Genomic DNA, 13,368 nt, shown 5'->3' with positions numbered 1-13,368 from the left:
TGACAAGTGGACAAAAACTCTTCGCCGGGCGAATTCTGGCGGCCGGCGCGTTCTGGCGGCCGGGCCTAAGGGGCCGCCGGGGGTTAGGGCTTGGCCGGCACCAGGAGTACGTCGACGAGCTCGGTCAGGCCGCCGGCCATGTCCACTTTCTTGTCGTACAGCCACTGCAGTTGAAGGCCGTCGAACGCAGCAATGACCAGCCTGGCGAGCGACTCCGCCGCGACGTCCGACCGGACCTCCCCCGCACCCTGGCGCCGGCCGATATCGATCGCCAGTTCCTCCACCAGCTGGGAGTACCTGTCCTGGAAGTAGCCGTGCGAAGCGTGCCCAGGGTCGTTGGCCGTAGCCGACGCGACGGCGTAGAGCGTCGTCAGGCCGGGCTCCTTCTCGTTCCGCTCCGCCACGGACGCCAGGTTGGGCAGGCCAAACTCGGCCAATCCCCCAATGTCCCGGCTGCGGCGGTCCCGCTCGGCAAGCACCGCCGTCAGGAGCTCCTGTTTGCCGCTGAAGTAGTGGAAGAGCGTGGCCTCCTTGACTCCCACGAGCTCGGCCACACGTTTGAGGGCCGCGCCCTCGAAGCCTTCGCTGGCAAAGACATCTGTCGCGGTTTGGATGATCTGCTCGCGGCGTTCGGCGCCTTTGGCGTACTGCCCGCGGGGCTTTGACGGAGACATTTCGCAAGTTTATTTCACCGGCGCCCGCCCACCGCGCGACCAATACACATTAAGCACAACCTAGCCGCACCAGGTTTTGCGGGCCCACGCTTTCTCCGGGGCGCCTTTGGCCATTACGACGGCGGCTGGCAGGTTGAGCGGGGCTCCTTCCGTCTGCCGAGTGGCCGGCACGCGGCGGACGACTTCCAGGCGCTGCAGGTCGAGTCCCCCAACCCTCCCTGGAGTTCTTGTCCAGATGTCGCGAGTTAAACCCTTATTTGGGGCCATTATCTGTACAAAAACTCGCCCCCGGGCAAGCTACGGCCGGGCTGGGTCCGGATCCTTCGGGCCCAGCCCGGCTTCTTTGTAGTACCCCCGGATGTGGGCGGCAACGAGCTCAGCCGCCCGGCCGCCGTCGTCCTTCCGAATGGCCGCCAGAATCTCCCGGTGCTCGGCCCGGAGCCGTGACGCGGTGGCGTCCCAGTCCGGCAGGTTCGCGGTCAACTGCCCCGCGTAGCCCTGGATGGCCTCCCGCAGGGACCCCATCATGGCGCTGACCACGGCGTTGCCGGCGGCGTCCGCCAGGGCCAGGTGGAAGCGGACGTCCAGGGCCAGGAAGTCGTCGACGGCGTGGCCGCCGTCCATGTCGTCAAGCAGGGCGCCGGCGAGGTCGAGTGCGGGGGCATCCGGCCTGGCCCGGGCGGCCGCCCAGGATTCGAGCAGCACGCGCGTTTCCACCACGTCCTCCACGGGCAGGTGCTGTGTGGCCACGTGCAGCCGCAGTGCGGAGCCGAGTGCCGCCGTCGGGTCCGAGATCACTACCGTCCCGGCCTCCGGGCCGGACCCCACGCCAGCCCGGACCACGCCCATGGCTTCGAGGACCCGGATGGCCTCGCGGACGGAGGTGCGGGAGACGCCGAGCTGCTCGGCCAGGGTCCGCTCGGCCGGGAGGCGGCCGCCGACGGCGAGCTGGCCGCCCGAGAGCTGGTCCTCGATCCACCGCAGGACAAGTTGGTGCGTACGCATGAGCCCATGGTACTTGATGTGGTTGGACCACATGCTTTAGAGTGTGGTTAGACCACAGCGGGGAGCCCCTGTTCAGCATCTCCCGGCATGCCCACGGAGGAAAGCCATGACCCACACCATCCAGCCGAGCAACCCCGAGACCACCCCGGCCCCGGACGCGACGGATACTCCGGCCACGCGGCCTGCCACCGGCGCCGCCGCGGCGGCCACAGGAGTTCCGGCCGCCCTGAAGCGCCGCATCCCGAAGTACTCGGACCTCGCCCCGCTCATGCAGTTCAAGAAGCCCGAGTTCAGCAAGGAAGCCCGGCTCAAGCGCGCCAGCACCGTCTGGGAACTGCGAGACATCGCCAAGCGCCGCACCCCCCAAGCCCCGTTTGACTACACCGACGGCGCGGCGGAAGCCGAGATCACCCTGCGGCGTGCCCGCGAGGCGTTCCTGGACATCGAGTTCCGCCCGGGCATCCTGCGGAACGTGTCCAGTATCGACCTGGGCACCGACATTCTGGGCAAGTCCTCCCGGCTTCCCGTGGGCATCGCCCCCACCGGCTTTACCCGCATGATGCAGTCCGAGGGCGAATATGCGGGCTCGCAGGCCGCCGAAGCCGCAGGCATCCCCTACACGCTCTCGACCATGGGCACCGCCTCGATCGAGGACGTGGCTGCGGCGGCGCCCAATGGCCGGAACTGGTTCCAGCTGTACCTCTGGACGGACCGGGACCGCTCCCTCGAACTCATCGAGCGCGCGGCGAAGGCCGGGAACGACACTCTGATGGTCACGGTGGACACGGCCGTCGCCGGGGCCCGGCTGCGCGATGTCCGCAACGGCATGACCATCCCGCCGGCGCTGACCCTGAAGACCGTCCTGGACGCGTCCTACCGCCCGGCCTGGTGGTTCAACTTCCTCACCCACGAGCCACTCACCTTCGCCTCACTCTCGCGGTACACGGGCACGGTGGCCGACCTGATCAACTCGATGTTCGACCCCACACTCACGTTCGAGGACCTCGACTGGCTGCGCGAAACCTGGAAGGGCAAGCTGGTGGTCAAGGGCATCCAGACCGTGGAGGACGCCCGCAAGGTGGTGGACCACGGCGCCGACGGCATCGTGCTCTCGAACCACGGCGGCCGCCAACTGGACCGCGCCCCCATCCCCTTCCACCTGCTTCCCGGCGTCAAGGAAGCCTTCACCAAGGACAACAGCGATGCCGCGATCATGCTGGACACGGGCATCATGAGCGGCGCGGACATCGTCGCCGCCCTGGCCCTGGGTGCCGACTTCACGCTCATCGGCCGCGCCTACCTGTACGGGCTCATGGCCGGCGGCCGGGCGGGCGTCGACCGCGTCCTGCAGATCCTTGAAAAGGACATGGCCCGCACCATGGCGCTCCTCGGCGTCAGCAGGATCTCCGAGCTGACCCCGGACCACGTGCGGATCCTCGGCAAGTAACTGCCTCCCCGCCCAACTGGGTCGCAGCACAGGGCGTTCTGAGCATTCAGAACGCCCTGTGCTGCGACCCAGTTGGGTTACTTTTTGCGGCCGAACTTGGGCAGGTTCGCCAGCAGGTCGGCGGCCTTCGTCGCGGCACGGCCGACGGTGCGGCCGATCTGCTGCGGGACGGTGTCGTCCTGGCCGGCGCTGCCGGGCACCTGGCCGCCGGGAAGCACGACGGCGGGACTCAGCTGGCCGCTCGCCGGTCGCCCGGGTGCGTGGGTAGCGTCGTCCGCCGCGCTGCCGGAATGCGCCGCGGTGGCTGCCGCGAACGCGTCGGGGACCTCGGCGATCTGGCCGGCGGCCGGGGCTCCGGCGGCGGCAGCGGCGGCACGCGCAGTACCAGCCGGGGCTTCCTCGCCCTGCTGGGTTGCGGCGTCCGGTGACGCTGCGGCGGTGGCCGCGCGTCCGACGTCGAACGTCTCGAGCCAGCTGGCGACGCCGGCCAGCGGTTTGGGATTGAGCGCGTAGTAGCGCTTCTGGCCCTGCGCGCGCATGCTGACCAGGTCGGCTTCACGCAGCACTTTGAGGTGCTTGGAGATGGTGGGCTGGCTGGCGGCGAGTTCCTCGACCAGCTCCCCCACTGCTTTGTCCCCCGCCTGGAGGGACACGAGAATGTCGCGCCGCGTTGCCTCAGCAATGACGGCAAAGACGTCGTCTGTCACCATGTGACCCACCCTAGCGACATATACGCCGAATGGCATCTACTATTTCGCCGGTGGCCGCCCCCATGAAGAGACCGGGTCTGGTCGAACCAGGAAACTAGTCGAACCAGGGAACTAGTCGAACCAGGGGTCCAGGCCGTACAGCGGGAAGACTTCCTTGCGCGTGGCCATCACGGTGCGGTCGATGTCGTCGTTGGGATCGAAGCCCACCTCCCACGAGCGCCACCAGACGTCGGCGTCGTCGCCCATGCTCTCGGGGGTGTCCACACCGTAGCGCTCCTGCACATACGTACGCCACGCCTCCGGGACGGGGGTGCGCAGCGGCACCGGGCGGTTCGCTGCGATGCCGATCAGGTGGCTCCAGGTCCGCGGCACGACGCCCGTGATGTGGTACCCGCCGCCGCCGGTGGCGATCCAGCGGTTTCCGCAGTGCCGGGCGGCGAGGTTTGCGACGGCGGTGGCCGCCTCGCGCTGTCCGTCCACGCTGACGTTGAGATGGGTCAGGGGATCGAGCCGGTGCGAGTCGCAGCCGTGCTGGCTGACGATGACCTCGGGCGCGAAGGCGCCCACCAACTGCGGGACCACGGCGTGGAAGGCCCGCAGCCAGCCGGCGTCCCCCGTTCCCGCAGGCAGAGCCACGTTCACGGCGCTGCCGCGGGCTTCGGGGCCGCCGATCTCGTTGGCGAAGCCGGTGCCGGGGAACAGGGACATGCCGGTTTCGTGCAGCGAGATGGTGAGGACGCGGGGGTCGTCCCAGAAGATGCTTTGCGTCCCGTCTCCGTGGTGGGCATCGACGTCGATATATGCCACGCGCTGCACGCCGCCGTCGAGCAGTTTCCGGACCGCCAGGGCGGCATCGTTGTAGACGCAGAAGCCGCTGGCGCGGTCCCGGGATGCGTGGTGCAGCCCGCCGCCGAAGTTCACGGCCCGGACCGCCGAGCCGTCCAGGATCGAGCTGGCCGCGAGGAGGGAGCCGCCCGCCAAGCGCGCCGCAGCCTCATGCATCCCGGCAAAGGCGGGATCATCCTCGGTACCCAGCCCGTAGGCCTCGTCCGCGGCGGCGGGGTTGTCGCTGGCCCGGCGCACCGCTGCCACGAAGTCGGGGCTGTGCACGGTGGTGAGCTCGCCGTCGTCGGCGACGTCCGGGGCGGACAGCGTGACGTGGGCGAGGTCCAGCAGGCCCAGGCTCCCGGCCAAGCGGGCGGTCAGGTCCAGGCGTTCGGGCGCCATGGGGTGGCCCGGGCCGAAGTTGTACGCCGTCATGGCGGCGTCCCACACCACCGTCGTTGGCAGTGCAGGGAGGCTGAGTCCGGGCTGGAATGTCATTACTGACAGGCTACCGGAGGCCCGTGTGCTGGCGGGCCCGGCCACGGCGCGGGGTTTAGTGGTTTACTACTGGAGGAAGCAGAGTCAATCGAGGAACAGCCGCACATGACCCAAAGCCAGTCGAGGTCCAAGAGCCCGGCCAGCTGGCAGCCCGCAGCGCCGGAGCGTGAGGGCCTGTGGATATTCACGGGCATCCGTGACTTCATCGATGACATTGCCAACACATCGCCCGCCCGTCTTGCCCTGAGCGCCTTCGTGGTGGTCATCGTCCTCTTCACGGCTCTCCTGTCGCTGCCGGCCTCCTCGGCAACCGGCGACTTCACACCGCTCCACCAGGCTCTCTTCACCGCGGTCTCTGCTGTCTGCGTTACGGGCCTGACTGTGGTGTCCACGGCCGTGCACTGGTCCTTCTTCGGGCAGCTGATCATTCTCGTCGGCATTTTCGTCGGCGGCCTCGGCACGCTGACGCTGGCTTCGCTGCTGGCCCTCATGGTGAGCAAGAAGCTGGGCGTCAGGGGCAAGCTCATCGCGCAGGAAGCCATGAACAACGCCGGCCGCCTCGGTGAAGTGGGTACGCTGCTGCGAATCGTCATCACCACCTCCGTGGTCATCGAGGCCACTCTCGCGATCGCCCTGATCCCGCGCTTCATGGTCCTGGGTGAGCCGTTCTGGCAGTCTGTCTGGCACGGCGTCTTCTACTCGATCTCGTCCTTCAACAACGCCGGCTTCACCCCGCACTCGGACGGCATCGTCCCCTACGAAACAGACCTCTGGATCCTCATTCCGCTCATGCTCGGCGTTTTCCTTGGGAGCCTCGGCTTCCCCGTCGTCATGGTCCTGCAGCAAAACGGGCTCAACTGGAAAAAGTGGAACCTGCACACGAAGCTCACCATCCAGGTCTCGTTCATCCTGCTCGCGGCCGGAACGGTGCTGTGGGCGCTCATGGAGTGGGACAACACCCGGACCATCGGCGGCATGGCCCTCGGTGACAAGATCACGCACTCGCTGTTCGCCTCAGTCATGACGCGCTCGGGCGGCTTCAACCTGGTGGACCAGAACCAGATGGAATCCACCACCATGCTCCTCACGGACGCCCTGATGTTCGCCGGCGGCGGCTCCGCCTCAACGGCAGGCGGCATCAAGGTCACCACGATCGCCGTCATGTTCCTGGCCATCATCGCCGAAGCCCGCGGCGACGCCGACGTCAAGGTCTACGGCCGCACCATCCCTGAGGGCACCATGCGCGTGGCCATCTCGGTGATCGTCGCCGGCGCCACGCTGGTGTCCGCGTCCGCCTTCCTGCTCCTGCACATCAGCGGCGCTTCCCTGGACCGGGTGCTGTTCGAAACCATTTCAGCCTTCGCCACCGTCGGCCTGAGCACAAACCTCAGCGCCGAACTGCCGCCGGAGGGCGTGTATGTGCTGTCCGTCCTGATGTTCGCCGGCCGCGTCGGCACCGTCACGCTTGCCGCTGCCCTGGCCCTGCGCCAGCGCAGCCAGCTGTACCACTACCCGGAAGAGAGGCCCATCATTGGCTAATTCGTCAGGCGCCCCCAACCGCCCCGCCCACAATGCGCCGGTACTGGTGATCGGGCTGGGCCGCTTCGGCTCCTCCACCGCCGAGCAGCTGGTGAAGCAGGGCCGCGAGGTGCTGGCCATCGAGCGCGACAGGTCCCTGGTCCAGAAGTGGTCACCCGTCCTGACCCACGTGGTGGAGGCCGACGCCACCAATATCGACGCACTGCGCCAGCTGGGCGCGCAGGAATTCAGTTCAGCCGTGGTGGGGGTGGGCACGTCCATTGAGTCTTCTGTGCTCATCACCGTGAATCTCGTGGACCTCGGCATCGAGCACCTGTGGGTCAAGGCCATCACGCCGTCCCACGGCAAGATCCTCACCCGCATCGGCGCCAACCACGTCATCTACCCCGAAGCCGACGCCGGTGTCCGCGCCGCGCACCTGGTCTCGGGGCGCATGCTGGACTTCATCGAGTTCGACGACGACTTCGCGATCGTGAAGATGTATCCGCCGCGTGAAACGGTCGGTTTCACGCTGGACGAGTCCAAGGTGCGGTCCAAGTACGGCGTGACGATCGTGGGCGTGAAGTCCCCGGGCGAGGACTTCACCTACGCCCGGCCGGAAACCAAGGTATCCGCCCGCGACATGCTGATCGTCTCCGGGCACGTGGATCTGCTGGAGCGGTTCGCCGCCCGGCCGTAGCGGCGAGGTTATTAACACGCCCGACGACGGCGCCGCCCGCCGTCGTGCCTGACGCACCACCCGCCGTCGGGAGTTTTTGTACAGATACCGCGCCCAAAAGGGGCTTTAACCCGCGGTATCTGTACAAAAACTCCAATCCTGGAGCGGAGATGGGCCCACGCCCGCAGGGTTCCCTGGCCGAGCTTGCGAGGTCAGGGTGCGGGTGGGGACTAGCCGAGCTGCTTGGTGATCTCGGCGGCGCGGTCGGCCGCGGCGCGGGCGCCCGCGGCGATGATCGCCGGCATGCCGCGGTCATCGAACGTGGCGATGGCGCGTTCGGTGGTGCCGTTGGGGCTGGTCACGGCTTTGCGCAGGGCGGAGGGTTCCGCGCCCGGTTCGGCAAGCATGAGGCCAGCTCCTGCCACGGTTTCGCGTGCCAGCAGGAGCGCCAGCTCCTCGTCCAGGCCGAGTTCGACGCCGGCGGCGGCCATCGCCTCGGCCAGGTAGAACGCGTAGGCCGGACCGGAACCGCTGATGGCGCCCAGCGCGTCCACCTGCTCCTCGGGAATTTCGACGACGGTCCCCACCGCGCCGAGAATGTCTTTCGCCCGCTGGAGCTGCTCGGGCGAGCAGTTGGTGCCGGCAGACACCGAGACCACGCCGCGGCCCAGCTTCGCCGGGGTGTTGGGCATCGTCCGGATCACCGGCTGGCCCGGGGGCAGGGCGGCTTCGAGCTGGGCGATGGACACAGCCGCAGCAACGCTGATGACAATCGCATCAGGAGAAAGTGAGCCACTGACTTCCCGGGCCAGCTCGGCGATGCCTACGGGCTTCACGCCGAGAATCACGACGCCGGCACCCTTCGCCGCCTGCTTGTTGTTGTCGGGCTCTTCGCTGCCGGCGATGGCCGTGATGCCGGCGTGCCGTTCGGCCAGCTCCGCTGCCCGCTCCGCGCGGCGGACGGTGGCCACGATCTCCATGGGATTCGTGCCACCCTCCAGCAGGCCGCCCAGAATGGCCTCGTTCATTGATCCACAGCCAAGGAATGCGATTCGGTTGCTCATTGCTCCATCATTGCAGTTCATGGCTCCGGATGCAGACCGCGGCTATTCACAGGTAGCTCACATGTTGGTCGAAGCATTCACACACCTTCGGCCCCTAACTTGGGTAGTACCTCATTGAGGGTGCGAGTGATGAAGCAAGCATGGGGATGCTTGTCTGGCACCGACGGTCTGCAGTGGTTTTGCCCATTTTTCTGCAGCAGGCCGTCGGTGTCTTTGCTTTTAAGCTGCCTCGCTTTTTAAGGCTGCCTCAATTTTAAGTTCGGTGCTAAGTTTGGCTGCGGACGTATTCCCAGCCCGCTTTCAGGTAAATCCCCCGGAACACCCATACTGCCTCGCTAGAGTCGTAGACGCCTCACAGGTGCGAGTGATGGAGCCGGTCCTTCGGGACTGGCGTGGCGCCGGTCGGTTGCAGAAGTGTTCCCCCCAGCTTCTTCTGCGTAACCGGCCGGCGCTTACTCGTTTAAGACCGGCCGCAGAGGGCAGCCCTGTGCAGCCCCTGGCCTGCGGACAGGACCCTAGATGGCCGGCAGCGCCGAGACCTGGGGGACGCCCACGTGCGGCGCCGGCTCCAGCGGGCCGTCGAAGACCAGCTGGTCGAGCCGCCGGAGGATGAGGCCCTCTCGCAGCGCCCACGGGCAGATCTTGATTTTCTTGTACTCAAAGAGCTCCAGGGCGGCTTCCGCCACCAGCGCACCGGCGAGGAGCTGGTTGGCACGGGCCTCGGAGACGCCTGGCAGGTGCAGCCTGTCCTCGGACTTCATGGCGGAGATGCGCTGTGCCCAGATGCCGAGGTCCGCGCGGTTCAGGTCACGCTTCACGTACGGGCCCGCGGCGCTGGGGGCTGCCCCGGCGATCCGTGCCAGGGAGCGGAAGGTCTTGGATGTGCCGGCCAGGACGTTCGCCCGGCCCACCTCGTTGAAGCTGCGGACCACCGGCTTGAGGGTGGTCCGGATGTAGCGGCGCAGTTCCTTGACGCTCTTCGCGGAGGGCGGATCCTCGTGCAGCCAGTCGCGGGTCAGCCGGCTCGCACCCAGAGGCACGGAGGTTGCAAGCTCCGGCAGCTCGTCCTGCCCCAGCGCCATTTCGAAGGAGCCGCCACCGATGTCGAAGTTCAGGATGGTGCCAGCGCCCCAGCCGTACCAGCGGCGGACGGCGAAGAACGTCATGGACGCTTCCTCGCTGCCCGTGAGCTCCTGCAGCGTGACGGTAGTTTCGTGCTTTACCCGGGCCAGCACCGCCGGTCCATTGGTGGCCTCGCGAATGGCTGATGTACAGAAGGCCAGCAGGTCGTCGGCCTTGTGCCGCGCCGCGAACTCCCACGCCTCAAGCACGAACTCGGTCAGCTCATGCTGGCCGGCGTCGGTGATGTTCCCGTCCCCATCCAGGTACTGCACCAGTGAGAGGGGTCGCTTGTGCGAGGCGAAGGGCACAGGCCGTGCGCCGGGGTGGGCATCCACCAGCAGGAGGTGGACAGTGTTTGAACCGATGTCGAGGACGCCAAGCCGCATCCTGCCATTATTCCCCCCGCCGGCGCAGCGGACGCAACCCGTCGCTTACATTGCGGGCTTTAGTTGGCGGACAGCCGCGCGGGGCTACTCGCCTTCGAGGCCGGCGGGGTTGGCGTCCACCTCATCGGCACGCTTGAAGTCGCGCTTGATGTTGGCGATGCCCTCGGGATTGATCTCAAAGCCGTAGGCCGCGCCCGGGTTGATGACCATCCCCAGTTCATCGCCGATGTTGGCGATGATCGCAGCGCCCTGCGTGCCCAGCACGTTCGGCGCGGCCTCCAGGTACTGCGTGTCCACCCGGCTGGGATGCGAGAACACGGCAAGAACCGGCTGGCCGTCCGCGTTGCCCAGCACCAGCGGCTCAACCTGGGAGTCCTCGCCCTCGAGCGCGTCGGAGCTGATGATGTAGACCTCGTTGTTGAGGAAGGACAGGATCACGTCCACCGGATCTGCGTCCGGCTGGCCGCCCCGGGCCAGCTTCTCCTCAAGGTCGTTCAGCGGCGTGGTGTCTGCGGGTTCCGGCTGTTCAGTCATGCATCTACTCGACCACGTTGCTGGGCGGGGCGCAATTCCGGCACCACCAGTAAAGCCCGCCGAGACCTTGGTTTCGGCGGGCCCAACCAGCGGGACCTACTTCTTGGCTGCAGCCTTCTTTGCCGGAGCCTTGCGCGTGGTGGTGCGCTTGACCGGGCCCTTTGCCCGCTTCTCGGCGAGAAGTTCGACGGCGCGTTCCCGGGTCAGTTCCTCCAGCGAGGTGCTGCGGGGCACGGTGATGTTGGTGATGCCGTCGGTGATGTACGGACCGAAGCGGCCCTCCTTCACCACGATGTTCTTTTCCGACACGGGGTCCGGACCGAACTCGGCCAGCGGCGGCACGGCCGCGCGGGCACCGCGCTGCTTGGGCTGGGAGTAGATTTCCAGCGCCTGCTCCAGCGTGATGGTGAAGATTTCCTCTTCCGAGCCGATGGACCGCGAGTCCGTGCCCTTCTTCAGGTACGGGCCGAAGCGGCCGTTCTGCACCGTGATCGGGTTGCCCTCGGCGTCCTGGCCGAGGACCCGCGGAAGGCTCATGAGCTGCAGCGCCTCGTCCAGCGTGACAGATTCCACGGTCATCGACTTGAACAGCGAACCGGTGCGCGGCTTGGCCTTGACAGGCTTCTTCGCCGGCTTGGGCTTGCCGTTCTTGTAGTACTCCACGGGCAGGTTGGCCAACTGCTCTTCGGTCATCTCCGGGATGATCTCGGTGACGTAGGCGCCATACCGGCCGTTCTTGGCAACCACCGTGTGGCCGGTGTGCGGATCGGCACCGAGGACCCGTTCCTCCGGAGCCGCGGTTTCCATGAGTTCCACTGCCTTGGCGGCGGTGAGCTCGTCCGGGGCAAGGTCCTCCGGGACGTTGGCGCGGGCGGACTCCACCACTTCGCCGGTCTTCGGGTCCACCGTGGGCAGCGAGCTCTCCAGGTAAGGGCCGAACTTGCCGACGCGCAGCGTGATGCCATCCGCGATAGGCACGGAGTTGATCTCGCGGGCGTCGATCTCGCCCAGGTTGTTCACAATGCTCAGCAGGCCGGGATCGGCATCTTCCCCGTAGTAGAAGTGCTTGAGCCAGGCGGCGCCCACGGCCTGGCCGTTGGCGATCTTGTCCAGGTCGCCTTCCATGTCGGCCGTGAACTCGTAATCCACATAGTCCGTGAAGTGCTGTTCGAGGAGCCGCACCACGGAGAACGCGATCCAGCTCGGCACCAGGGCTGAGCCCTGCTTACGCACATAGCCGCGGTCCTGGATGGTGGAGATCGTGGAAGCGTACGTGGAGGGGCGTCCGATGCCCTTCTTTTCCAGCTCGGCAGTGAGGGAAGCTTCCGTGTAGCGCGGCGGCGGCGAGGTTTCGTGGCCGACGGCGATGATCTCCGAGGCGGTCAGCCCGTCACCCTTGGCGACGTTCGGCAGGCGGCGGGCCTCGTCCGAGTCGTCGTCGCCGCGGCTTTCGTCCTTGCCCTCTTCATAGGCGGCCAGGAAGCCGGGGAACGTGATGACCGTGCCGGAGGCGGAGAATTCGGCGTCGCGGCCGTCAGCGGCCACCGCGCCCAGGCGGATGGTGGCCGTGGAGCCCTTGGCATCGCCCATCTGCGAGGCGACCGTGCGCTTCCAGATCAGCTCATAGAGCCGGAATTCGTCGCCGCTGAGCTGCTTGGCGACCTGGGCCGGGGTGCGGAAGGAGTCGCCGGCGGGACGGATGGCCTCGTGGGCCTCCTGCGCGTTGGCGGCCTTGCTGGTGTAGACGCGCGGCGACTGCGGAACGTATTCGGGGCCGTACAGCTCGGCAGCCTGGCGGCGCGCGGCCGTGACGGCCTCGTCGCTCAGTGCTGAGGAGTCCGTACGCATATAGGTGATGTAGCCGTTCTCGTACAGCCGCTGGGCGATCTGCATGGTGCTCTTGGACGAGAACCGCAGCTTGCGGCCGGCCTCCTGCTGCAGCGTGGAGGTGGTGAAGGGCGCGGCGGGGCGGCGCGTGTACGGCTTGGTGTCCACCGAGCGGACGCGGAAATCGGCGTCCTGCAGGGCGGCGGCCAGGGAGGTGGCGAGTTCCTCATTGAGGTGCGCAACGTTGCGCGAGGTGAGTTCGCCGTCGTCGTTAAAGTCCCGGCCGGTGGCCACCTTGGCGCCGTCAACGGCGGCGAGCTTGGCCTTGAAGGAGCCGGAATCGGCACCGAACTGCCCGGTCAGGTCCCAGTAGGACGCGGACTTGAACGCCATACGCTCGCGTTCACGGTCCACCACCATGCGCGTGACCACGGACTGCACACGGCCGGCGGACAGACCGCGCGCCACCTTGCGCCACAGCACCGGCGAGATCTCGTAGCCGTAGAGGCGGTCCAGGATGCGGCGGGTTTCCTGCGCGTCAACCAGGGCGGCGTCGACGTCTCGCAGGTTATCCATGGCGCGGTGGATCGCTTCTTTGGTGATTTCGCCGAAGGTCATCCTGTACACGGGGACCTTGGGCTTCAGGACCTCCAGGAGGTGCCACGCGATGGCTTCGCCCTCGCGGTCCCCATCGGTTGCGAGATAGAGCGCGTCGGCGTCTTTGAGCTGGGCCTTGAGCTCGGCCACCTTTTTCTTCTTGTCCGGGGAGACGACGTAGTAGGGCTTGAAGTCGTTTTCGACGTCGACGGCGAACTTGCCCAGGGAGGTCTTCTTCAGGTCCGCGGGGAGCTCGGACGGCTGCGGCAGGTCGCGGATGTGACCGATGGAGGCCTCAACAATGAAGCCCTCGCCCAGGTACTTGGCGATGGTCTTGCTCTTGGCCGGAGACTCCACAATCACGAGTTTCTTGCCGGTTTTGGCCTTGCTTGGCACAGTGCTCCTACAGAAAAAGGTTGCTCGGGCAGATCAGCCCATATTGGCCTAGTTCACCATATTTTGCAGAATTCTGCGCTGTCATG

The 13,368-nt window shown here is 67.0% G+C and carries 11 protein-coding genes; 3 read left to right on the top strand and 8 right to left on the bottom strand.

Features of this window, described 5'->3' with window-relative positions; genetic code table 11:
* Window positions 1-83: 83 nt before the first annotated feature.
* Window positions 84-674 carry a TetR/AcrR family transcriptional regulator gene (locus AC57BR_RS19240; RefSeq protein ID WP_496363478.1) on the bottom strand — a complete coding sequence of 197 codons (591 nt, stop codon included), beginning with the start codon at window positions 672-674 and terminating at the stop codon, window positions 84-86.
* Window positions 675-971: 297 nt separating this feature from the next.
* On the bottom strand, window positions 972-1,679 hold the full coding sequence (locus AC57BR_RS19235; RefSeq protein ID WP_496363476.1) for a FadR/GntR family transcriptional regulator: 708 nt from the start codon (window positions 1,677-1,679) through the stop codon (window positions 972-974).
* Window positions 1,680-1,785: 106 nt separating this feature from the next.
* Here AC57BR_RS19235 and AC57BR_RS19230 point away from each other — a divergent pair, with 106 nt between their 5' ends.
* The gene (locus AC57BR_RS19230) at window positions 1,786-3,126 is read left to right on the top strand and encodes an alpha-hydroxy acid oxidase (RefSeq protein ID WP_496363474.1); all 1,341 of its coding nucleotides are present in this window, start codon (window positions 1,786-1,788) and stop codon (window positions 3,124-3,126) included.
* 77 nt (window positions 3,127-3,203) lie between these two features.
* Here AC57BR_RS19230 and AC57BR_RS19225 read toward each other — a convergent pair whose 3' ends face one another.
* The gene (locus tag AC57BR_RS19225) at window positions 3,204-3,836 is read right to left on the bottom strand and encodes an ArsR/SmtB family transcription factor (RefSeq protein WP_496363472.1); all 633 of its coding nucleotides are present in this window, start codon (window positions 3,834-3,836) and stop codon (window positions 3,204-3,206) included.
* 111 nt (window positions 3,837-3,947) lie between these two features.
* On the bottom strand, window positions 3,948-5,159 hold the full coding sequence (locus AC57BR_RS19220; RefSeq protein ID WP_496363470.1) for an acetoin utilization protein AcuC: 1,212 nt from the start codon (window positions 5,157-5,159) through the stop codon (window positions 3,948-3,950).
* Between the two features lie 105 nt (window positions 5,160-5,264).
* Between AC57BR_RS19220 and AC57BR_RS19215 the strand changes: the two genes are divergently transcribed.
* Together AC57BR_RS19215 and AC57BR_RS19210 are read left to right on the top strand one after the other, a co-directional pair.
* Window positions 5,265-6,698 (top strand): TrkH family potassium uptake protein, encoded by a 1,434-nt coding sequence (locus AC57BR_RS19215; RefSeq protein ID WP_496363468.1) that lies wholly within the window; start codon window positions 5,265-5,267, stop codon window positions 6,696-6,698.
* Window positions 6,691-7,377, top strand: a complete 687-nt coding sequence (locus AC57BR_RS19210; RefSeq protein WP_003797805.1) for a potassium channel family protein — start codon at window positions 6,691-6,693, stop codon at window positions 7,375-7,377. The genes AC57BR_RS19215 and AC57BR_RS19210 overlap by 8 nt, the downstream gene beginning before the upstream one ends.
* A 209-nt stretch (window positions 7,378-7,586) precedes the next feature.
* On the opposite strand, the gene proC is transcribed toward AC57BR_RS19210, so the two are convergent.
* From proC to topA, 4 genes are all read right to left on the bottom strand, one after another.
* A complete protein-coding gene (gene proC / locus AC57BR_RS19205; protein WP_496363466.1) occupies window positions 7,587-8,420 on the bottom strand; it encodes a pyrroline-5-carboxylate reductase in 834 nt (277 codons plus the stop codon).
* 515 nt (window positions 8,421-8,935) lie between these two features.
* Complete coding sequence (locus tag AC57BR_RS19200; RefSeq protein ID WP_496363464.1) at window positions 8,936-9,928, bottom strand: Ppx/GppA phosphatase family protein; 993 nt, start codon at window positions 9,926-9,928, stop codon at window positions 8,936-8,938.
* Between the two features lie 84 nt (window positions 9,929-10,012).
* A complete protein-coding gene (locus AC57BR_RS19195) occupies window positions 10,013-10,462 on the bottom strand; it encodes an SseB family protein (RefSeq protein WP_496363462.1) in 450 nt (149 codons plus the stop codon).
* Window positions 10,463-10,558: 96 nt separating this feature from the next.
* Window positions 10,559-13,282 carry a type I DNA topoisomerase gene (gene topA, locus AC57BR_RS19190; protein WP_496363460.1) on the bottom strand — a complete coding sequence of 908 codons (2,724 nt, stop codon included), beginning with the start codon at window positions 13,280-13,282 and terminating at the stop codon, window positions 10,559-10,561.
* Window positions 13,283-13,368 lie beyond the last annotated feature (86 nt).

It is taken from the genome of Arthrobacter sp. BGA-UO-ETr-C19 (genome assembly GCF_059568005.1).
Note: the sequence above shows the minus strand (reverse complement) of the source record. Positions and strands in the feature narration are given on the sequence as shown.

Coding starts and splice junctions, on each gene's coding strand:
- AC57BR_RS19240 (WP_496363478.1), bottom strand. CDS start 674: ATGTCTCCGTCAAAGCCCCGCGGGCAGTACGCCAAAGGCGCCGAACGC.
- proC (WP_496363466.1), bottom strand. CDS start 8,420: ATGAGCAACCGAATCGCATTCCTTGGCTGTGGATCAATGAACGAGGCC.
- AC57BR_RS19230 (WP_496363474.1), top strand. CDS start 1,786: ATGACCCACACCATCCAGCCGAGCAACCCCGAGACCACCCCGGCCCCG.
- AC57BR_RS19235 (WP_496363476.1), bottom strand. CDS start 1,679: ATGCGTACGCACCAACTTGTCCTGCGGTGGATCGAGGACCAGCTCTCG.
- AC57BR_RS19195 (WP_496363462.1), bottom strand. CDS start 10,462: ATGACTGAACAGCCGGAACCCGCAGACACCACGCCGCTGAACGACCTT.
- AC57BR_RS19225 (WP_496363472.1), bottom strand. CDS start 3,836: ATGGTGACAGACGACGTCTTTGCCGTCATTGCTGAGGCAACGCGGCGC.
- AC57BR_RS19215 (WP_496363468.1), top strand. CDS start 5,265: ATGACCCAAAGCCAGTCGAGGTCCAAGAGCCCGGCCAGCTGGCAGCCC.
- AC57BR_RS19220 (WP_496363470.1), bottom strand. CDS start 5,159: ATGACATTCCAGCCCGGACTCAGCCTCCCTGCACTGCCAACGACGGTG.
- AC57BR_RS19200 (WP_496363464.1), bottom strand. CDS start 9,928: ATGCGGCTTGGCGTCCTCGACATCGGTTCAAACACTGTCCACCTCCTG.